This window comes from Variovorax sp. P5_A3, assembly GCF_056400665.1.
The window spans coordinates 36,687-57,513 of the sequence record NZ_JBFUKW010000014.1; the positions used below are offsets into that span (position 1 = coordinate 36,687).

Here is a 20,827-nt window from a genome sequence, read left to right on the forward strand (position 1 = left end):
TGATTATGGGTTGATCAACCAGTTGAGGACCACGATCCTTGCGGCATCAGAAATTCCAACGCTGGCCGGCCCGGTCATAGATCGCGCGAGCGGTTTGAGCAACGCAAGATGTCCGATCCGAGACTCCCGACCTATTTCATCAGCCACGGCGGCGGCCCCTGGCCTTTCATGACCGACGGATTCCGCCACCGCTTCGCCCAGCTCGAACGATCCCTGGTGGCCATGCGCGCGGAGCTCCGTGACGCGCCCAAGGCCGTGTTGGTGATCTCAGGTCATTGGGAAGAACCGGGTTTCGCGGTCTCTTCGAATCCGCATCCCGGGATGGTGTATGACTACCACGGCTTTCCCGAATACCTGTATCGAATCAAGTACGGCGCGCCGGGTTCTCCGACGCTTGCGCAGCGTGTAGCGGAGCTACTGGGCACCAACGGCCTCGACGCGAGGTCCGACCCCGCGCGCGGCTTCGACCACGGCACGTTCAGCATCCTGAAGCCGCTGTATCCCGATGAGGACGTGCCCGTCGTCCAGTTGTCCTTGGTCGCCGGCCTCGATCCCGCGTTGCACCTCGCCGCCGGGAGAGCCCTGTCGCCGTTGCGGGACGAGGGCGTGCTCATTGTCGGGAGCGGCCTCAGCTTCCACAACCTGCGACTCATGCGTGACACGAGCGCGTACGAGCCCTCCCGACAATTCGATGCGTGGCTGCAGCAGACGCTCGTCCAAGCCTCATCGGATGACCTGGCAGCACGGCTGATGCGGTGGGAAGCCGCGCCCTCAGCTCGTATCGCCCACCCGCGGGAGGACCATCTGCTTCCGCTGATGGTCGCTGTGGGCGCGGCCTGGGACGAGCCAGGAGCCACCACTTATCACCAGACGGATTTTGCTGGCGGCCTGACCGCATCGAGCTTTCGATTCGGCTTTCCTACCTCATCCGCCGATCGCACCGTCGACCCGAAACCTTCGCAGGGGCGACATTCAACTTCCGGAGAAATGCAATGAAGGCTGCGCTTTTGAAATCCTACGGCGGCGTCGATCAATTCTCGATCGAAGAAGTGCCGACGCCCAAGCCCGGGCCAGGCGAGGTACTCATCAAGATCGCCGCGTCGGCTGTCAATCCATTCGACCTCATCCTGCGGCAGGGCTTCATGGCCCAATACATCCCGCTCCCGTTGCCCGCCATCCTGGGCGGTGACGCCGCCGGCACGATTGCGGAATTGGGCGCGGGCGTCACCGGATGGCTGATCGGAGACCGTGTCGTCGCAGACTTCGCGGCAAATGGCAGGGGTGCGCATGCCGCGTATGGGGTGGTCCCCGCCAGTTCGATCGCAAAGCTGCCCGCAGGCCTTGGCTTCGAGCAGGGAGCGGCGCTCGTGAAGGCAGGTCTCACGGGACGGCAGACCGTCGATGCACTCGGTATCAAGGCCGGCGATCGCGTGCTGATTTCCGGAGCCCTGGGCGCCGTCGGACGTGCCGCTATCCAATACCTACGGCAGCTCGGTGCTACGCCGGTGGCAGGCGTTCGACACGAACGGCTCGCCGAGGCGCGTGAACTTGCTGGCGAGGCGCTCGACATCACCGTTCCGCCTGCAATGCCCACGTTCGACTTCGCCATCAGCGCCGCGGCACCCGTGGCAGGCCACCTCATCGCGCTGGTCCGCGACGGCGGACAAGTCGCCAGCATCGTCCCGGTGCCCGAGGGTGCCAACGCGGACGACCGCGTGAACATTCACGAGCTTTATCACCACACCGACGGAGCCACGCTTGACGCGGTACTGGATGCCGCCGCACGTGGCCTGCTGGTCATCCCTATCGCACGGACCTTCACCTTGGAGCAGATCCGCGAAGCTCAGAACGAGGTTGCAGCCGGCGCGCAAGGAAAAGTTGTGCTGAGGCACTGAGCAGCCAGTCTCGAAAGCAATTGCGATTCAGCGCTGCATTCAGGCCGCGTTCTTTGACCACGGCATTAAGCTTTGTCAGGAGCTTTCCGATGCAAGCAATCACGGCAAATCTGGGATGCTTGCCTGCGCCGACCAGACCTTCGAACGCAAGAACCATCTGACCCCGCTCGCAAAATCGGCGAACGGCGTCATACAGGTGATTGCGCTTCGCGAACCCGTGTCATACAGCCGAACGAATTCGGCGAATGCAGCTTCGTACAGACGGCCGCCCATTTTGAGATCGATCACAAGCCAGGCCGCTAAGAGGCCACTCGATCCGCGAGCAGATGCTGGCGTAGTGGGTCACTGGGCTTGTCCCGGGGTGGCAGCGAGAGCGGCGGCCTTGGCCCGGCCCGCATGACCTTAGGGAAGCGCGTGCGGTCCAAATGAACGGACACACCGACGCCAGACGGCCTTTCTCCTGCTCCGCATAGGCTTCTCGCCAGGTCCCGCCAGCCTAGAGGTAGCTACGTGCCGGCGGAAGTTCCACGAAGGGGGCGGACGCCTTCACCGAGATGGCCATCGAACCGATGCCTGCAACCTCCATCGAAATCACGTCTCCGGGAGCGATCGGCGCAGGCCGCGCCTCGCCGTTATTGCCCCAGTGCTCCACCCAGCACATTTGCGGCGCGGTACCGATGGCGATCACATCGCCCGGCAATACCGTCGCTCCCCTGGATACGTAGGCAATCATCTCCTCGATCGAATAGATCGATTCCTCCGTGTCCCCCTCGCCGATCACCTCGCCATTGCGGGACAGTTTCATCGGTACCTTCAGCCGATCGCCCACGCGGTACCTCTCGATTTCATCGGCTGTCACGACGCAGGGGCCCAGCGTGTTGCCGCAGTCTTTGCCCTTGGTAGGAGCGAGCGCGTCTTCCGACAAGATATCGCGAGCGGACCAGTCAAGGAAAATGGTGTATCCACCGATGGCCTCGCGCGCCTGTTCAGGCGTGAGGTCTCGGCCGCCCTTGGCGAGAACCGCGGCCAATTCCACTTCGCAGTCGAGTTGCTTGGTTCGCGGGGGCATGATCAACGGCTCCTCGGGGCCGAGCAGCGCGCTGTTGTCGCAGACGTAGAACATAGGGCGCTCATAGAGCTTCGCGGGAAGGCCACCGGCCTTTCCACCGCCGGGGCCGCCGCCATTGGGAAACATCCATTTGAGCGCTCCTGCGAAATGCCGCTCGAAGCCCATGAAATCCTTTAGGCTAGTCGGGCGCACCGGAATCTGCAACTTGACGGCCGACAGCTCCACGCAATGGCCAGTCGCGAGACTCGCCTCCAGCTGTTGTCTCTCAGCCGTACCGAGTGCCAGGACATCGAGGATGTCCATCTTATCGGGCAGGACATGGATCTTTCCCGCCTTCAATTGACCAGCGATCTCCACGCCCGATACGAGTTTGGCCTTGACCAGTTTCATTCAAATCTCCTTTGCTTGAATAGCGTCATGTATCAGATTCAGTCCCAGCGCTGTCCCCTGGCCCGCCATGCCGGTGGCGAGTTTCAGGACCTCGAGCACTTCCGCGAAGCTCGCGCCGGCGCGATGGGCCGCCAGGATGTGGTGCCTGCATCCCGGTGCAAACATGTGGTTGACTGAGGCGTCTAACGCCACGACGACCAGTTCGGCATCCTTGTTCGACAAGGGGCCGCGAAAAGGAAGAGCCGAGAGCCCTCGGTACGCATCGACGAAATCGGCATCCAGTCTGATCAGTGCGTCGAGCGGCTCCGGAATCATGCCGCGCTCGGCGATGAAGTCGTCACGAACTTCCTGCTGGCTGGAAGACAAGGGAGAGGATGCTGCGTCTGCGAACCCCTCCACGAGAAAAGGGGCCGCCAGAGTGACAGAGTGGATGCCGATAAGCAGTACAAGCCGGCAGACCTGATGGAGCTCTTCGCGGGTCGCGCCGTGTGCCACCGCAGCCAGCAAATGGTGCTTGGCCCAGACTTCATTCAGGTGGCTGACGGCGATGTTGAGCGCGAAGGAAGTCAGTTCGCGCAGCTTTGGCGTCAGACCCGTTCCAGCATCGCCTGCTGTCAATTTCACAAACGCCTGAGCGAACTCGGGATCGTTCGAGCGCAGAGAATCAGCAAGAGAGTCCAGCATCGGCATCACCCCGCCCTCATGTCGCCGTCGATGGGAATCGACTGTCCGGAGATCAGCTTGGCTGCATCCGACGCCAAGTAGACAGCCAGGTCTCCGATTGCCTCCATCGGTACCAACTGGGGGATGGACTGACGCGAGGCCAAACCCTCCCTCACCGCTGCCTCGACATCGTCCACTTCCCTGCCAAGGCTGGCGAGGATGACTTTTCTCGAACGCTCGCCGTCGACCGCGCCGGGCAGGATCGCATTGCATCGGATCGCATACTTGCCCAGCTCTCTGGCGAGCGTCTTCATGAGGCCGACGATGCCCCACTTGGAGGTCGAGTAAGGACTGCGGTTGGGGTGTCCCATCCGTCCCGATACCGAGGACATGAAGATGATCGACGCTTCCTTGGACCCCTTGAGATGCGGAATGGCCGCCCGGCACATCAGATAGGCACCTGTGAGGTTGACATCCAACACCTGGCGCCACTCGTGGGGCTCGATATCCTCCAGGGCCTTTGTCGGGCCGGGCACCCCGGTGTTGTTCACCAGGACATCGATGCCGCCCATGACTCGGACCGCCTCGGCGAAGAAGCGCTCGACCTGCCCGGGATCGGTGATGTCGCACACGGCGCCGCTCAAGCGGCCATGCTGCATCGCTTGCGCGAGCGCTTCGGCATCGATGTCGCAAATGAAAACCTGGTCGCCGGCGGCATCGAACGCCTTGGCGATCGCCAATCCGATGTTCGCGGCACCACCGGTAATTACAACGCGTTTGTCTGTCATAGGATTACTCGCAGTTGGGATGAAGCGCGCCCCGCAACGCTCTCTCGCGCAGGAGCGCACCGGCTCGGGAAATGGAGGCCGTGGGGTTCAACGGTTCCCAGCCGTGATAGGCACCTGCAAACATGTGCAGTTCCACGGGAACAAGGTCAGACGCAAGCCGCGTCGCGAAATCGAGGCCTTCCTGCCGGAATACTTCCAGCTGGCCCAACATCAGGAAAGTCGGAGGCAGCGAGCGGAGGTCTCGGGCCCTGGCAGGTGCCGCGTAGGCGTCGATATCGTCGTCCAACCCCGCGCCCTCACCCAGCAAGCAGTTCCACCCGAACCGGTTCATAGCATTGCTCCAGCCCGGAATGCCCTCGAAGAGGTCATTCGGCTTGCCAATGGTGCGGTCGTCGAGCATTGGGGATGTCAGTGCCAGCAACCTCAGAGCGGGTCCCTGGCGATCACGCGCCTGCACGGCGACCGACGCCGCAAGACCGCCTCCGGCACTTGCGCCCACAACGGCGAGCCGACCCGCATCGATTCGCAGACGACCCGCGTTCTGTGCCATCCACGACAGCGCCATGTAGCAGTCCTGCGCCGGGGCTGGGTGGGGGCATTCGGGCGCCAGGCGGTACTCCACGGAAACCACAGCCGCGCCTACATTGGCAGCCATCTGCAGCGCACTGGAATGTTCACGCTCGATAGAGCCGCGGATCATCCCGCCGCCATGAATGTAGAGAATGCCGGGCAGGTCGCCGGCAGAGTCCGGGCTGTAGCACCTGACCTTCAGCGCCGTCCCATCGTCGCGCCTGACAGCATGGTCACGGAACGCGACGCCAGCCTCGGCACCCGCCGCTTCCTTCGAATCCTCGGAAAGAGTGCCAAGCTTCACCCCGCGCAGTGCGGCAAGAGTCTCGGGGCGCCGGTCAGGGTGAACCATCGACGATCGAAGCGCCTCCAGGCCAGGCCGGAGTTCGATCGCCACCTGCTGCTCGAAGCTCCCGTCCTTCATACCGCTGCCGCAGCAGCGGCTCCAAGATCGACGGTCTCCCGCTGGACTGTTCGGGCATCAACCATCGCCGTTGCGCGCCCGACCCGCAGCATGTCGCAGTATCTCTGGACCGACCTCGGCCAGTTGGTGACAACGCGACCGCTCTCGCTCACAAAGTAGTTCCTCGTCGATCGAAACGCAGAGTTCTCGAAGCACTTGTCGAGCCACTCATTGAAGTCTATGAACGCCTGCTCGCTCACTTCCATGGCGGCAACACCTTCCTGTTCCATCACGCGCAAGCACTCGACGCCGAACAGCGCTTGTTCCTCGAACATCTGAAGCAGCGAACCCGTGGCATTGGTGTTCGGTCCGTACATCATGAAGAAGTTTGGGAACTGCGGGACGGCAACACCGAGGTAGGCGCGCGCCTCGCCACCCCAGAAGGACTGCAGCGACCTTCCGCGCCTTCCGAGAACATCGAAGGAACGCAAGTACTCGGTGGCGCGATATCCAGTGGCCAGCACCACGACGTCGACTTCATGCTCGACTCCGTCGGCATCGATCAGGCCCCTGGCCGTAGCCCCGGTCACCGCGCCGGCAACCAGCTTCACGTTGTCGCGCATCAGTGCCGGATAGAACTCGTTGCTCTGGACCGGCCGCTTTCCCAGGAACGGATAGTTCGGAAGAACTTTGTCGACAAGATCCGGGCGCCCTTTGAGGCTCGCCCTCAAGTGCGCTTCGGCGAATTCCTTGGCGCTGCGATTGGCCTCGCTGCCCAACTGGCTCAAACGACCGTCAGCAAACAGTTTCGCAGCGACCTTCAGCGCCAATCGGCGCGCCTCATCGTGTGCGAGGTCTTGCTGCGGACTTGCCGTCGGACCGGCTTCGGCCTGCTCGAAAGTTTCGGTCTTGGGCAACACCCAGCCCGGTTGCCGCTGGAACACGAGGACTTGCGCGGCCTTCTTCGCCATCTCAGGTACGACCTGCGCGCTGGTCGAGCCGCTACCCACAACGGCCACGCGCTTGTGCCGATAGTCAATGGCCGAATCCCAGTGGGCGGTGTGTACAACCGTCCCCTCGAACGAGTCCAGGCCCGGCCAATCGGGATAGTTGGGCTCGCTCAGCATACCCACGGCGCTGATCACGACGTTGGCCTCGTCCTCCCTGCCGTCCGCAAGCCGAACCTTGTAGATCGAGCGATCCTCATCCCATTCGACAAGCCGGACGACCGACTTGCACTGAATGTGCGAAGACAGCCCGAAGCGATCGACGGCGTACTGCATGTACTGCAGCACCTCGCCGCCGGTGGCATGACTGCGACTCCAGTTGTAGGGCAGGTACGAAAGCCGATAGATCTCGGATTCCGTGTCGACGGCGCATCCTGGGAAGCGATTCACGTACCACGTGCCACCGAAGCTCGCTTCCCGCTCGTAGATGGTGAAGTTGCCGAAACCTGCGTGGCGGAGTTCGATTCCCGCGATCAGCCCTGAAAATCCGGCCCCGATCACGATGACACGAGGTCCTTCATTCGATTGCACGCTCATGCCGAGCTCCTCCAAACTAGTAAATGGACGTATCGATTCCAGCCGCATGCCATCGCATGCCGGTGGGTGATTCCGATGTAAGCAGCGATGCTCGCCGCGCGGATTGCTCAGTCGAGCCTGACCTTGGAGATGCGCACCAGTTCGGCTCCCGCGGCCCGGTCCTTGACCAGGAAGGCGCGCACCTCCTCCGGCGTCTCGCCATCCGGCACCAGCGTCAGCACGTCCATCGTCGCGGAGCGGAACGCTGCGTCATGGGTGATGGCAACAATCGCCTTGTTCAAGTCCTGCACGATGGCATCGGGTATCGCCGCGGGGGCGAACATTCCGAACCAGTTGCTCATGACGAAGTCTCCAAGGCCCGATTCGGCAAGCGTGGGAACTTCGGGCAGGAACGGGCTACGCTTGCTGCCGGGCACCGCAAGCGGGACCAGCTTACCGCTGTCGATGAAGGGCTTGAGCGCGCCGATGGCTGCATAGGTGACCTGCACCTCGTTTGAAAGGACGACCGGCACCACACTGCGCCCGCTGTACGGGACGTGCGTCATGCTCCAGCCCGTGCGTGAGGTGATCCACTCCAGGTAGAGGTGAGAGCTGCTGCCGATGCCGAACGATCCCCAGTTGAGCGTTCCAGGCTTTTGCTTGGAAAGGGCCACCACTTCCTTGAACTCTCGCACGCCAAGCTGGCTGTTGGCGACGATCACGCCATGCGGCCAGGCAAGGATCGCGACCGGCGCGAAGTCCTTGTCCGGGTTGTAGGGCAATTTGCTGTAGAGGTGCGGGTTGAGCGACATGCTGTCGTTCGTGGTCACACAAAACGTGTATCCGTCGGCAGGGGCGCGGGCGCAGGCCTGCATAGCGATCAGCGTATTGGCGCCCGGACGATTCTCGACCACGAACGGCTGCTTGTAGTGCTGGTGGAGACGCTCGGCCAGAGCGCGGACCAGTACGTCGGGGGCCGTACCCGGGGTGGACGAAACCAAGAGCCGGACAGGCTTGGCAGGCCACGTTTCCGCCAACGCCGGGGAAGCAGCCATCATCAGCGCCGCCGCTGCGGCGGCCCACATTAAAGTGATTCGGTTCATGTCGTCTCCGTTCTTTCGACATGCCAACTTTAGGCTGACCGGGTGGCAGCGACTGTGCGAATGCCGCAAGTCTGACATGCAGCTCGAGCAGCCCTCCCAGCAAGCGCGGGGACTGTCCGGATCGGCGACACTCGTGCAAAGAGGCCCAGCGCAGGATGCCGTGCAGGTATTCGCACAGGTGACCGGAGGAGCGCGCAGACAGCGCGACACGAAGCGACCAGGTCTGCGTAGCCCAAGACACCAAGCCAACCGATTCCGAATGTTCAGGTGGGACGAATGATGCAAACTAGCCCTTTTCCCCTGCCCGGGAGTGTCAGCCAGTCCATGAACCTTGAACAGCTTCAGCTATTCGTACTCGTCGCCGAGTTGAAGAGCCTTTCGAAAGCAGCGATCCGGCGAGACCTGAGCGCCTCTGCGCTTGGCCGCAAGCTGGCGGCGCTCGAACTGGAAAGCAGCGGCCCTCTGCTGCACCGGACGGGCCGAGGCGTCAAGCTGACTCACCTTGGCGAGCGCGTCCTGCCGATGGCGGCCGCCCTCCTCGAACAGGCGGCCGCCATCAGACGGGAGATGAGCGACACTGCGTCTATGTGCCGCGGCACGGTGCATATCGGCTGCATGCCGGCGTTGGTCTCTCCTGTGCTGACGCGCGTGGTCCGATTGGCCCGCGAGCGATTCCCTGAAGTGGTTGTGCATGCCGCCGAGGGTTACCCGAACCAGATCGAGCAATGGCTGGTGGATGGAAAGGTTGACCTGGGATTCGTATTCCGGGCGCCGTCGGAAAGCGACGAAGCGCCTCTCGCAATCGCACGAGGTTGTCTCGTGGGTCCAAAGCAGGACCGCGTGACGCAGCAGGCCGAAATCGACTTCAGAGCACTAGATGGCCTTCCATTGCTGCAGCCTGCCGCGCCCAGCACCTTCAGGATCGCGGTCGCAGACACAGCGCGCAAGTTGGGCATCAAGCTGAACGTCGTCGCGGAAATCGACTCCATGACCCTGATGAAGGACATGGTGGCCGCCGGCGTTGGTTACGCGCTTTTAACTAGGACCACCGTTCGCCGGGAGCTCGACCGGGGAGAATTGAGCGCTGCTCCGGTCGTCAACCCGGAGATCATGCGCTCCATCTTCCTGGCAACACCGCACCGCAAAGCGGAAAGCCGGGCGGCACGGGAATTGGCCAAGCTCATCCGTCAAGTAGCGGCAGAAATGATCGCTAGCGGAGAGTGGGACGGGTGATGCGGAATTTCACCGGGTCACATTGTTGGTGCCCGTGGCAAGACGCCTCACGATCTCCCCACTTCGCCGATAGTCCTCGGTGACCGAGCGCTCGAATGCTTGCGCATCCTGGAAGGCGATTCGTACACCATGCAGCTTTGCCGCACTCAGAACGGCCGGGCTTCCCACTGCGGCCTTACATGCGTCCGTCAGGCGTGCCAGCTTGACAGCAGGCGTTCCCTTCGGCGCAACTATTCCGGTCAGACCTTGAATGGGAGCCGCGGTGAATCCCGCTTCGATCGACGTCGGCACATGCGGGAGCAGGTCCGACCTCGAGTCGGAGACGATAAGGAGCGGCCGCACGCGATCTTGAAGCTTGACCGCATTCATGACCGAAATGACTCCAAAGTCGACCATCCCGCCCACGAGCGCCGGCACGATCGGAGCCTCACCCTTGTACGGCACATCGACCGCATGCAACTTTTCAGGAAAGAAGATCGATTCAACGGCCAAGTGCGGCGCTGCGAACTTTCCACCATGGCCATAGGTCAGGCTCCCCGGTTCGGCCTTCAGCGCCGCAATGAGATCCTGAATGGTCTTGAACCTCGAATTGCTAGGCACCGCCAGGATGTATTCGATTCGAACGGTCTGGCAGACATACTCGAACGAACCCGGGTTGTACTTGATATGGGGGTTTTCGTGCGGTAGGGTTGTGATCGAGCTGGAGCCGGTGTTGCTCAGCGTCTGCCCGTCCGGCGGGGCCACAAGCAGCTGCATGAGCGCGATGCTTCCAGAGGCACCTTCTCTGTTGATCACCACGACGGGAGCGCTCAAGGCCTTGCCCATTTGATCGGCGACGGCCCGAGCCATCGTGTCTACGATGCCACCTGCGGTGAAACCCACTAGGAGTTGAATCGGCTTGTCCGTCGCTTGCGCATTTGCAGCAACGAGACTACCGCAGGCCGCGAGCACGGCAATCGAAGACCGGACGACATGCGACAAGGATTGCCGCGCGCTCCGGCGTGCGACTTCGGGCGCAGCCTCCTGCAAAGTACTCATTGCTTCTCCAAGTTGTCTTGCTTGCCATAGACGGAAACGCCCCCGAGGCCCTACTCTAGGCTTTGGACCCACCGGGGACTTCACGGAAGTTGCAAGTCTGAAGTGCAGCTTTTGAGGCACCCGACTCTCGCCTCCCGATGCCTCGGTCCAGGTCTCTCGCCTGCACAACGATGCAGAGTCTTTCACTTCCCGAGGGCGACTTGGAGACGCCTCAAACTTGCGCTAACTGCACATCTGACTTGCGTGCGCCCCACTTTGGGAGCGGCCCGATCATCCCTAGAGTTACGACGGCACCGACCTGCAGCGTCCGGGTCGGCCCTTTCCCTCATCACTCTAGGTACCGACATGTTCCCAGCGGGACTCAAGATTTTGAACATCTGGGCTGATGCCCAAGGTCACTCTCACTTCCGCCATGTCACGGTGGACCTTCAGCCATTTGTCGCCGCCGGAGGCGTCGTTTCCGAGCCCGCGAAGGCTAGCAACGTATGGTTTCGAATCGCCCCGGCTGACCAAGACGTTGGATTTCACGTCGCACCCCGTCGACAGCTCGTTATCACCCTGCATGGTGGTGCAGCAGAGTTCACTACGAGCGACGGTGACAGCCGGATTGTGCGAGCCGGCGAGATTCTGCTGGTGGAGGACACCTTCGGTCTCGGCCACAAGACCAGGGCAGTCGACGGGCTGGACAGGTACGGGATCTACGTCGAACTGGCGGCCGGCGATCTCGGTCAAACAAAGGAGACATGAATGGACCCAACGCTGCTGCTCCATATTGAAGCGCTGTGCGCAAGAACCCTCATGACGTTCTACAACGCACTGGATGCGGGCAGGGTGCAAGATGCAGTCAGTGCATTCACCCGCGACGCCGTTTGGTCGAGGATGGGTGAACCCTTGCAAGGAACCGAGGAAATCTCTCGCGTGCTCGCCGACAGGTTCCCCGGAACCGTCATAAGGCACCTCGTAGGCAACGTCGAGTTCGAGGATGTCTCGAACGACCAAGCAAGTTCTCGCGCGCTCGTCACGGTGTACGCCGGCTCACCGAAGGACGAAGGAAAGCCAGCCTCGCTCCAGCTTCGAGCGGTCGTGGATGCCACGACGAGCTATGAGCAGACCTCCGACGGCTGGAAGATCAAATCCCACGCGGGGCATATCCGCATGCTGGCTTCATGAAGCAGCATTCAAGGAGCCAGACTCCATGAGCCAAAAGATGCACGAGGACATGAACCAGTTCATGCGCGACCTTACCCCCACCGTCCCGGCTTTGCCCCCGGGAGCCTGGGATGTTCATGCACACGTCTTCGGCCCCTACGACGTGTTCCCGCTCGCGCCGAGCGCTGTATACAAGCCGCCCCTCGCTCCCTATGAGCGTTACATCGAAACCCTGGACCGCGCGGGTTTTGCCCATGGTGTACTTGTCCATCCTTCAGCCATGGCCTTCGACAACACAGCGATGGTCGAGGCACTCCGGAGAGCACAGGGGCGACTGAGAGGCGTTGCGGTCGTGCCTGTCGACACAGCCGACAGTGAACTTGCAGACCTGCACGACTCGGGTGTGCGCGGTCTGAGGTTCACGATGTCGCGCCAGATGGCCAATGCGACCACCGGTGTCCTGAAGCTGGATGATCTTCGTGCCTTCGCCCCCCGTCTTCGAGAATTGGGATGGCACGCTCAGGTGTGGGCGCCCGCCGATGTCATCGCCGACTGCAGCACCCTGCTGCGGTCATTGGAGCTTCCGATCGTCTTCGACCACATGGGCCAGTTCGATGTGGCAAGAGGCACGCAGGATCCGGGATTCCGGGCCGTGGTCGACCTTGCGCGTGACGGCGTCGCCTGGGTGAAGACCACCGCCTTCAGGAACTCCAAAGCCCTTCCTCGAATGGATGACATACGGCCCTTCCACGAAGTCCTGTTGGAAGCGGCCGGCGACCGCCTATTGTGGGGCAGCGACTGGCCCTTCATCGGCATGGGAGACGCTCTGCCCAACCTGAACCAGCTGCTCTCGCGACTCCGGGAATGGAGCGGAGACGAGGCCCTCCGCCAGATACTGGTGAACAATCCCCAGACGGTCTACGGCCAATGACGAGCACCGCCGAGGGATGGGTCCGCACCGACCGTTCGATCCATTGGCAATGCCAAGGGTCCGGCGCCAGAACGATCGTGATGCTTCATGAAATGGGCGGAAGTCTACGAAGCTTCGACGAGGTAGCAAGACTTCTGGGTAACGAACCCCTTCGAATCGTTCGCATTGACCAGCGCGGCTTCGGTGAGTCGGAGAAGCCGCATTCGAGCTATCCCTTTGCCGTCCTTGCTGATGACGTAAGGTCCGTGCTCGACGAGCTGGGAATCACTCGGCCTGTTGGAGTGGTAGCGGTGGCAAGCGCTTGTGCCGTCGCTTGCGATCTGGCGATCCGGGCTCCCGGTCGTGTCGATAGGCTCTTGCTATGTGCCCCCGCACTGCAACTGAGCGAAACGATGCGGGCGGCGACACTGGAGCGTGCGGAAAGGATGATCGGCATGGAGATGTCACGCGTGGTTGACGCAGCCTTGGACGCCATGTATCCGCCGCCTCTGCGTGGGCCCGAATTCGCCACGCATCACGCCCGCTTCCTCGCGAACGATCCGGTCGCCTTTGCGCATGCCACCCGTGCATTCGCCGAGTCGGATGTGGCACTTGAGCAATTGCGCACACGATCCTTGCTCCTGGCCGGTGACCTTGATGTGCGACCCGTGGAGGCGATCCGTGCCTTGTTGCAACGCCTTCCCGACGCGACGCTCGAAGTCGTCGCGAATGCCGGTCACATGATGGCTCAGCAGGCGCCGAAGGCCATCGCGCAACGAATCGTCGCTTTCCTCGCGTAGCGCGCAGTTCAACGAACCATTTCTCTAAGGTGTAGCCATGTACGGTGTCTGTATGGAGGGTGTCGGAGGCCCGGAAGTATTGAGGTGGAAGGAACTGCCGGAGCCTGCGGTGGGCGAGGAGGACATCCTCGTCGATGTTCGAGCAATCGGGGTCAACTTCAGGGAGATCTACTTTCGTCGAGGGATGTATCCCAGCGGCAAGGACTACGTACTGGGACAGGAAGCGGCCGGCGTCGTCGCCGCGGCCGGTCCACGGGCTGGTCGGTTCAGGCGCGGCGACAGGGTCGTCGTCATGGTCCCGAAGGGCGCGTACTGCAGCCGGTTGGCGGTACCGCACACCGCCGCGACTCGCATTCCAGACGACATTACCTTCGAGGAGGCTGCAGCCATCGAACTCCAAGGCCTGACTGCGCACGTGATCATGACTTCGTGCTCAAGCATCCAATGCGGGGACTGCATCGTCGTGCATGCCGCTGCCGGGGGCCTTGGATTGCTGTTGACGCGAATAGCGACGCACATGGGCGCGCGGGTGATTGGAACGGTTTCGACTCCCGCCAAGGCGCCCGCTGCGGTCGCGGCCGGCGCGATCGCTGTGACAGGATATGAGGACTTTCTGGCCAAGGCGAAGGAGATGACCGGCGGCAACGGCGCGGCAGCGGTTTTTGATGGTGTCGGGGCGCAGACATTCGAGGCGAGCCTGGACGCGCTGAGCCCGACCGGAACGCTTGTGCTGTACGGTTGGGTGAGCGGGCCCGTGAAGAGCATTGACTTGGATCGACTGGCGTCCAGAACATTCGTCCGGCCGAGATTGAACGAATTCCTCGTCGCAGGTGGGCTCGATCGTCGCCTGGCTGAAGTCTTCGAATGGATGAAGAAAGGGGTGGTCAAGCCCACAATAGGTTCACGTTTCCCGTTGTCGCGCGCGGGCGATGCTCATCTGGCATTGGAGAGTCGGAAAACCACTGGCAAGGTCCTCCTGATTCCGGATGACCACTATGTCGAATCAGCCCTAACGTAAGGAGATCACCGTGCGCGCAGTTGGATACTCACAAACCGGGGCGCCCGAAGTCCTGCAAATGCTGAACATACCTGGAACTCCCCATCCCGAGGCAGGCGAAGTCTGCGTCCGGATCCTGAGGTCTGGCGTAAACCCCACGGATTGGAAGTCTCGCAAGGGTGCGCTGCACATCCCCATCCCGAAAGACGGCTATCAGATTCCCCATCACGACGGGGCAGGCGTGGTCGTTGCAGTGGGCGCCGGAGTGAACCAGCAGATGATCGGCAAAAGAGTTTGGGTATGGCAGGCAGCCTATCGTCGATTGGGGGGCACGGCACAGGAGTTCGTCGTCCTGCCGATCTCCCGCGTTGAGCCGCTGCCCGACCCTGTTTCGTTCGACACAGGGGCATCGCTCGGCATCCCTTACATGACGGCTCACCGGGCACTCACTGTTTGCGAGGGAGGCCCCGATCGACTGAGCCCGGGCGCACTTGCCGGCTACGTCGTACTCGTCGCAGGAGGTGCGGGCGCTGTCGGTCATGCGGCCATCCAACTCGCCACGTGGGCAGGGGCGACTTTGATCACCACCGTCAGCAGTGCTGAAAAGGAGCGACTCGCTCGAGCGGCCGGCGCCGTCAACGTCATTAACTACAAAGTGGAAGACGTCGCCCAGCGGGTACGCGCCATCGCGCCTGCGGGGTTGGATATCGTGGTGGAGGTCTCGTCGGTCGCCAACATGGCTCTGATCAAAGAGACTCTGAAGCCCAACGGAGTCATTTCGATCTACGCAAACGACGGCGGAAATGAGTTGACATTGCCGGTGAGGGAGTGGATGACGCTAAATGCCCGTTTCCAGTTCGTTCTGATCTATACCATCACCGAGCAGGCGAAGCGCCTTGCTGCGGATGCGATCGGAGCGGCGCTCCTCGATGGCGCCATCGGAACCGGAGAAGTTCGCGGAATGCCGGTGCAACACTACGCGCTGGATGCAGTGCGCGATGCCCATCGCCGGCTCGAAGATGGGGCTTTGACCGGCCGCGTCATCGTGGATGTCGCGGAAGCGCAGGATGCAGACTAAGTTGCTCCAGATCACGCCTTCGAAGGCCTCCACGCGCGTTGCAGTCAGCGGACACCACAACGGCAGGTGGGGCCGCCATTCAGAAGACGGTAGACGGATTTCGGGCATGCCCGTGGTAAGGCGCCAGGCATTGAAGCGCGCAGCCAACTGCTTGCGAAGAATCGAAGGACGCAGCAGATGACGCTGGACGCGAAGTGCTGGCGCATGGGGCCAAAGGTTGAGAGGTAAGCCTCGGTACGCTCAGGCGGGCGAAATCCTCGCAGCGCCGCTCGCGCTCTCGCGCTCACGGGTGGGCTGATTGCTTTTCTCGGCGCGGTTGTTCACGCGGGCACGGGACTACACGAACACGTGCCGCACGTTCGCCAGCTCCGGGAATTCGGCTTTCGCAGCCGGATAGCTGCGCGTTCGATCGGTGACGAGCTTGCGGGGAACCTCCGGGCAAGCCGCGCGTCGTCGTTTGCATTCGGCAATGCTTACGACATCGCCAACGTGACAATGCTCACATAAGCACTCGCCGTCATGTGTCGCGCTTAACCTGCCCCACGTCCGGGTGAATCGACTTCTTTTAGGGCGTCCGCGGCAACTCGAAATGAATCGATTGCTGCAGGCACCCCGCAATAGATCGCTGCTTGAAGGAAGACTTCCTTTATTTCATCCTTGCTCACCCCATTGTTGATCGCACCGCGGACATGCAGCTTCAGCTCGTGGGGACGATTCAGGGCCGTCATCATGGCAAGGTTCAGCAAGGAGCGTGTACGTCGGTCGAGCCCTGGTCGATTCCAGATGTCACCCCAGCAGTATTGAGTCACAAGCTCCTGCATGTCGATATTGAAGTCGGTGGCGTTCTGGATGGCCGCATCGACATATTCGGCCCCGAGCACCTGCCGACGTGTGGCGAGACCTTGGTCGAAGAGTGCTTGGTTAGTGGGGGAATAGGAACGAGTCACAGGTTTTCTCCTTATAGCGAAAGTTTTGAGGACTGCAGCGTGGATTGCGCTCGATTCCAATCTGCATGCGAAGCTTTTCAGGATGCGTACGCCTGAAGTGCGCGGCGGACCTCTGCTTACAACCCGGCGTCACTACCAGTGGCGACCAGTGCGCAGACCGGCCATCTTGTAGGCGCGCACCAGCATTTCCGTGTGGAGGATATTGATCGCTATCCCGTCCAGAACGCCCACGCCGTCGATCTCTTTCAATCCGAGTTGAACGATCAGCTCGTTGAGCACCCCCTCGCCGGGAATGATGACATCTGCTCCGGCGTCGATCGCCTGCCTGCAAGCCCTCTCGAATGCGGCCCGCACGGCCTCCGGCTGTTGAAACGCAGCTTGCAGGTCGAACTCATTGACCTCCGGCTCGAGGCTGAGGACCTTTGCGACTCGGCGTTCAAGCTTGTGCCGAGCGATACCCTCTTCGAGCATGCGCACGCCCGCTGACGATATGGTCACGATGCCCACCGACGACGCCGCCGAGCAGCTGGCGAGGATCGCGCTTTCTGCCATCGACGTGACGGGTATATCCAGGCTCGCGCGCAACTCTCGCAGCGCCGGCTCCGCGAAGGAGGCAATCATCACCGCATCGAACCCTTCACGCTCAGCGCCCTCGGCCTGTTGGAGCACAAGGCTGGCAATCCTGTTCCTCTCCGCAGGGTCCGCGATCGCTTGGGCGGGAGACGAGGCGCCGTACGTTCCTCTCGGAACGCCATGCAGTGTCACTTTCGTTCCTGGACTGGCCACTGCCGCGAACCGCCGTGTCAGCGAGGCTGCGTAGTGAGGCAACGCGTCGAGTTCCGTGACGGACTGATGCCAGATTCGCATGACTCAACCTTTCTTTCAGTGACAACACTCGACACGAAGCAATAAGGATCACATCGCTCTCTTAGTTCTTCCCCGCGACCTCGCTCGCGAGAAGCCAGTGTCGCATCGTGCTCGCGACCTCAGATGGAAGCTCGAGTGTGGATAAATGACCGCAAGGAAGGATCTCGAGTACGGCACGCGGAATGGCGCGCGCAATCTCGTTATTGAGGCTGGGTGGGGCGAGGCGATCCTCATCGCCTGCAATGACGAGAGCTGGGATTTCGAGTTGCTTCAACTCCGCCCGCCGATCCCGCCGCTCGGCCACCGCGAGTTGCTGCCGCACGAAGACCTCGGGTCCGAGGTCGCGCGTCATCGCACCCACGGGCTCGGCGAGCTCAGTCTTGCCGCCTGCCACGAACGATGACACCTTCTCGACGACCTGGTCGAAGAGACCGTTGTGAACCATGTCCACCAACGCGGCGGCCCGCTGGCGCTGTTCTGGTGACGCGCCTCGTGCGTTCGTGTTGAGCAGAATGACCCCTGCAAGGCGTGGGTCCTTGCGCAGCGCGACGTCCATCGCGACATACCCGCCCATCGAGGTTCCCGCGATGTAGAACCTGTCTGGAGCATCAGAGAGAATCTCGGCGCCCCAGTCTGCGACGCTGTTGCCCCGGCAGGCGGCAATGGTTGGATCGACCAGATCAACCAGCTGCTCCAGCACCGGCTGCCACAGGCGGCCGTCTGCTGCTAATCCGGGAACGAGGATCATGGGAATGCGGGGCATGTTTTTCCTTTCGGGGCAATCGTGGGGTTCGAGATTGCCGATTCGGTGAATGTGGATCGGTGTGCCTTTAAGCGACCAATGCTTGAGGAATGAATGCTAGTTGCGCGCCACCAGCGGCTCCGTGCGCATGCGTGCGGTGAGCATGAGGCGGTCGAGCAGAACGTCCTTGTCGGTCGCGAGTTTTCGCAGTCGTTCGAGGTCCGCCGCGCGTTCCTTCGGATCCGTCGTGTCGAAGATCATCCGCTTGGTCGCCACCGCCGCCGGCGAGACAATCTCTAAGAAACGCTGTCGCCGTTCGGACGAGTACCGATCCAGAACTTCATCATCGGCGGCTCCACGGATGACTGCCGCTAGAGCGTCGTACAGGACGAATACATCGAACAGACCTGTGGTTAGCCCGTACGCACCGCTCGGGTTCGTCGCATGCGCGGCGTCGCCGGCCAAGAGGACGCGACCTACTCGGTACTGGGTTGCTGCCCGTTGGTGCATGCGATACGGAGCGAAGGCATCGACTTCGATGTCTCGGGCGCCAGGCAAGATGACATTGAAGTAGGCCGGCATGCGCTCCGCGATGCTTTGCTCCGGCAACTCAAGTGGCTCGCTGTAAGTGCAGCGCCATAGGTCGTCCTTGTCGAGCTTCACGATAATGGCACCGTACGTCGAGTCGATCAGAAAGGTCGTCCTGGCGTAGCCGTGCTTCGAGAAGTCGTACCGCACGTTGGCAGCGATGAACCGCTTCGACCAGGTCATTCCTTCGAACTCGACACCCAGGGCCCTGCGGACCACGCTGGCGGCGCCATCTGCACCCACCACCCAGCCTGCACGGAGATCAACATTCCCTTGAGGGCCCTCGGCATGAAGAGTGACGCCATTGGCATCCTGTGTGATCCCGCGCACCGCCGTGCCCCATCTAACCTCAGCATGTGGGAGCTGCTGCAGGCGGCGCAGGGCGATGTCGGCGAGCAGGTCTTGTCCCAAATGTAGGTTGTAGGGGTATGGGGTTCGCCCCTCGAGGATCTCGAGGCTGTAGTTGATCTGCTCCCCTGTCTGGAAGTCGAGGAAGCAATAGTCCTGCTTGGCAAAGCCAAGTTGCAGCGCCTCTTCGAGCAGCCCGAGCCGGGCAATTCCGTCAAGCGCAGACCAGTGATAGGTGATTGCACGCGGCGACGCGACGATCTCTTGACCGCGCTCGACAACAGTCACTCTCACTCCGGCCTGCGCGAGCCCGAGTGCGGTCAACAGGCCGATCGGGCCAGCTCCAACTACGATCACGCTGTCCAGAACAGGCATGAGTTTCTTCTCCGTCAGTGATTTCGAAGAAGAGGTTAGTCGCCCTACGTGCTCGAAAACATGCCCGAGCCGCACGACACTCTTGCGAGAGATGGAGGAATCCTGAAGGCCGTCTTATCGCGACGGTGGCCAATCTGTCCACTTGCGCTCGAGCGCTCCCTGCGCGAATTGGTCCAGCAGGTAGTCCATGAAAACTCTGATTTTCGCCGGCTGCAGCTTCCGTGTGTGATAGGCGAGGTTCACGACCACGGGGGCCAGTTCCCAATCGTGCAGGACGGGGACGAGGCGACCGGCCCGGACGTCCTCGAAGATCGTGTACGTAGGCTGGAACAGGATTCCCCCGCCTGCCAGGGCCGCCTCACACAACACCCGGCCTTCGGTAGACAACAGCGCGGGCTCGATCTGAACCGTCTCTGATTTCTCGCCTCGGGTGAAACGCTGGGACAGGTGCTCCCTGGTGAATCCATATATCAACACTGGGTGATTGGCGAGCTCGCCCGGATGGACGGGGGCACCGTGCTCGGAGACATAGCTGGGCGACGCGACCGTCACGTACCGGGCGTTCGCGAGTTTTCGCACGGTGATGCTCGAATCAGGTTCGAAAGGACGCGCCCGGATCGCGATGTCCACGCCGGCGTCGATCGCATCCTCATAGTGATTCGCTGCAAGAAGTCGGACTGAAATGCCGGGGTATTGCCGTCTGAACTCGGGGAGAAGGGGGGCGATATGCATCATCGCGAAAGAAGGCGAGCTCGTCAGCGACAGGACGCCGGCAGGATTGAGGCTGTGCTCGCTGACTTTGGCATCCGCCTCGGCAATCCCCGCCAGCAGCTGCAGGCATCGAGCGTGATACTCGCGGCCGGCCTCCGTGAGCCACAGGCGACGTGTCGTGCGCTCTAGCAGACGTGCGCCTAGCCGCTCCTCCAGGGCGCTGAGGCTGCGGCTCGCCGCGGCGTCCGACATGACCAACTTCTCCGCGGCACGGGTGATGCTGCCGAGTTCGACGGTCTGCACGAAAAGTTCGATCTGGGTCAGCCGGTCCATAGGATTCCTTCGAGGGAACCAGTATGACGCACGCCGTGCAATACCCTCGGCGCCCCTATTCTTGCGCGAAGTGCAAGAACCTTTTCCCTGCACCGCATTTTTCAGACGCCGTCGGATGGCCTAATCTCGCCGCAGTCCCAGCATATTTGCGCCACCAACCATCTTGAAAACCTTGATATCAAGCCCAAGCGCAATCGCTGCCCCAAGGAGCCTTGGTCCAGGCTGTCAGAGCACCGAAACACGCAAGCCAGCAGCCGCTAGTGCCACAGCACACGCCTGCTCATAGCCGCCCGCGGCCTGCAGCACG

21 protein-coding genes and 1 pseudogene are annotated in these 20,827 nt (G+C 61.9%); 8 read left to right on the top strand and 14 right to left on the bottom strand.

Annotation, left to right across the window (positions count from 1 at the left end; genetic code table 11):
* Positions 1-108 precede the first annotated feature (108 nt).
* Both AC1D3B_RS21360 and AC1D3B_RS21365 read left to right on the top strand, forming a co-directional pair.
* On the top strand, positions 109-996 hold the full coding sequence (locus tag AC1D3B_RS21360; RefSeq protein WP_478192677.1) for a DODA-type extradiol aromatic ring-opening family dioxygenase: 888 nt from the start codon (positions 109-111) through the stop codon (positions 994-996).
* Positions 993-1,895, top strand: a complete 903-nt coding sequence (locus AC1D3B_RS21365) for an NADP-dependent oxidoreductase (RefSeq protein ID WP_478192678.1) — start codon at positions 993-995, stop codon at positions 1,893-1,895. Before AC1D3B_RS21360 ends, AC1D3B_RS21365 begins: the two co-directional genes overlap by 4 nt.
* 496 nt (positions 1,896-2,391) lie before the next feature.
* On the opposite strand, the gene AC1D3B_RS21370 is transcribed toward AC1D3B_RS21365, so the two are convergent.
* Genes AC1D3B_RS21370 through AC1D3B_RS21395 form a run of 6 tightly spaced genes read right to left on the bottom strand, consistent with a single transcriptional unit; the run spans position 2,392 to position 8,404 of the window.
* Positions 2,392-3,354 (bottom strand): fumarylacetoacetate hydrolase family protein, encoded by a 963-nt coding sequence (locus AC1D3B_RS21370; RefSeq protein ID WP_478192679.1) that lies wholly within the window; start codon positions 3,352-3,354, stop codon positions 2,392-2,394.
* A complete protein-coding gene (locus AC1D3B_RS21375; protein ID WP_478192680.1) occupies positions 3,355-4,044 on the bottom strand; it encodes a carboxymuconolactone decarboxylase family protein in 690 nt (229 codons plus the stop codon).
* Positions 4,044-4,805 carry an SDR family oxidoreductase gene (locus tag AC1D3B_RS21380; RefSeq protein WP_478192681.1) on the bottom strand — a complete coding sequence of 254 codons (762 nt, stop codon included), beginning with the start codon at positions 4,803-4,805 and terminating at the stop codon, positions 4,044-4,046. Before AC1D3B_RS21380 ends, AC1D3B_RS21375 begins: the two co-directional genes overlap by 1 nt.
* A 4-nt stretch (positions 4,806-4,809) precedes the next feature.
* The gene (locus AC1D3B_RS21385) at positions 4,810-5,772 is read right to left on the bottom strand and encodes an alpha/beta hydrolase (protein ID WP_478192682.1); all 963 of its coding nucleotides are present in this window, start codon (positions 5,770-5,772) and stop codon (positions 4,810-4,812) included.
* A 23-nt stretch (positions 5,773-5,795) separates the two neighbouring features.
* Entirely contained in the window at positions 5,796-7,370 is a 1,575-nt protein-coding gene (locus AC1D3B_RS21390) for a flavin-containing monooxygenase (RefSeq protein ID WP_478192683.1), read from the bottom strand.
* Positions 7,371-7,429: 59 nt separating this feature from the next.
* A complete protein-coding gene (locus AC1D3B_RS21395) occupies positions 7,430-8,404 on the bottom strand; it encodes a Bug family tripartite tricarboxylate transporter substrate binding protein (RefSeq protein WP_478192684.1) in 975 nt (324 codons plus the stop codon).
* Between the two features lie 324 nt (positions 8,405-8,728).
* Between AC1D3B_RS21395 and AC1D3B_RS21400 the strand changes: the two genes are divergently transcribed.
* Positions 8,729-9,637 carry a LysR family transcriptional regulator gene (locus AC1D3B_RS21400; protein WP_478192685.1) on the top strand — a complete coding sequence of 303 codons (909 nt, stop codon included), beginning with the start codon at positions 8,729-8,731 and terminating at the stop codon, positions 9,635-9,637.
* Positions 9,638-9,646: 9 nt separating this feature from the next.
* On the opposite strand, the gene AC1D3B_RS21405 is transcribed toward AC1D3B_RS21400, so the two are convergent.
* Positions 9,647-10,675 (bottom strand): tripartite tricarboxylate transporter substrate binding protein, encoded by a 1,029-nt coding sequence (locus AC1D3B_RS21405; protein ID WP_478192686.1) that lies wholly within the window; start codon positions 10,673-10,675, stop codon positions 9,647-9,649.
* A 333-nt stretch (positions 10,676-11,008) separates the two neighbouring features.
* Complete coding sequence (locus tag AC1D3B_RS21410; protein WP_478192687.1) at positions 11,009-11,407, bottom strand: hypothetical protein; 399 nt, start codon at positions 11,405-11,407, stop codon at positions 11,009-11,011.
* A 15-nt stretch (positions 11,408-11,422) separates the two neighbouring features.
* Here AC1D3B_RS21410 and AC1D3B_RS21415 point away from each other — a divergent pair, with 15 nt between their 5' ends.
* The 5 genes from AC1D3B_RS21415 (at position 11,423) to AC1D3B_RS21435 (ending at position 15,609) form a co-directional block, all read left to right on the top strand.
* Positions 11,423-11,845, top strand: a complete 423-nt coding sequence (locus AC1D3B_RS21415) for a nuclear transport factor 2 family protein (RefSeq protein WP_478192688.1) — start codon at positions 11,423-11,425, stop codon at positions 11,843-11,845.
* 25 nt (positions 11,846-11,870) lie between these two features.
* A complete protein-coding gene (locus AC1D3B_RS21420; RefSeq protein ID WP_478192689.1) occupies positions 11,871-12,755 on the top strand; it encodes an amidohydrolase family protein in 885 nt (294 codons plus the stop codon).
* Positions 12,752-13,534: an alpha/beta fold hydrolase gene (locus AC1D3B_RS21425; RefSeq protein ID WP_478192690.1), complete on the top strand. Its 783-nt coding sequence runs from the start codon at positions 12,752-12,754 to the stop codon at positions 13,532-13,534. Before AC1D3B_RS21420 ends, AC1D3B_RS21425 begins: the two co-directional genes overlap by 4 nt.
* Positions 13,535-13,643: 109 nt before the next feature.
* Complete coding sequence (locus AC1D3B_RS21430; protein ID WP_478192691.1) at positions 13,644-14,552, top strand: zinc-binding dehydrogenase; 909 nt, start codon at positions 13,644-13,646, stop codon at positions 14,550-14,552.
* A gap of 58 nt (positions 14,553-14,610) precedes the next feature.
* A complete protein-coding gene (locus AC1D3B_RS21435) occupies positions 14,611-15,609 on the top strand; it encodes an NADPH:quinone reductase (RefSeq protein ID WP_478192692.1) in 999 nt (332 codons plus the stop codon).
* A gap of 111 nt (positions 15,610-15,720) precedes the next feature.
* On the opposite strand, the pseudogene AC1D3B_RS21440 reads toward AC1D3B_RS21435, so the two are convergent.
* The 6 genes and pseudogenes from AC1D3B_RS21440 to AC1D3B_RS21465 form a co-directional block, all read right to left on the bottom strand.
* Positions 15,721-16,041: pseudogene (locus tag AC1D3B_RS21440) on the bottom strand (IS6 family transposase); the annotation flags it as partial.
* 98 nt (positions 16,042-16,139) lie between these two features.
* A complete protein-coding gene (gene pcaC / locus AC1D3B_RS21445; protein WP_478192693.1) occupies positions 16,140-16,556 on the bottom strand; it encodes a 4-carboxymuconolactone decarboxylase in 417 nt (138 codons plus the stop codon).
* A gap of 132 nt (positions 16,557-16,688) precedes the next feature.
* Positions 16,689-17,423, bottom strand: a complete 735-nt coding sequence (locus AC1D3B_RS21450; RefSeq protein ID WP_478192694.1) for an aspartate/glutamate racemase family protein — start codon at positions 17,421-17,423, stop codon at positions 16,689-16,691.
* Positions 17,424-17,484: 61 nt separating this feature from the next.
* A complete protein-coding gene (locus tag AC1D3B_RS21455; RefSeq protein ID WP_478192695.1) occupies positions 17,485-18,186 on the bottom strand; it encodes an alpha/beta fold hydrolase in 702 nt (233 codons plus the stop codon).
* A 96-nt stretch (positions 18,187-18,282) separates the two neighbouring features.
* Positions 18,283-19,551 carry an FAD-dependent oxidoreductase gene (locus AC1D3B_RS21460; RefSeq protein ID WP_478192696.1) on the bottom strand — a complete coding sequence of 423 codons (1,269 nt, stop codon included), beginning with the start codon at positions 19,549-19,551 and terminating at the stop codon, positions 18,283-18,285.
* Between the two features lie 39 nt (positions 19,552-19,590).
* Positions 19,591-20,520 carry a LysR family transcriptional regulator gene (locus tag AC1D3B_RS21465; RefSeq protein ID WP_478192697.1) on the bottom strand — a complete coding sequence of 310 codons (930 nt, stop codon included), beginning with the start codon at positions 20,518-20,520 and terminating at the stop codon, positions 19,591-19,593.
* Positions 20,521-20,827 lie beyond the last annotated feature (307 nt).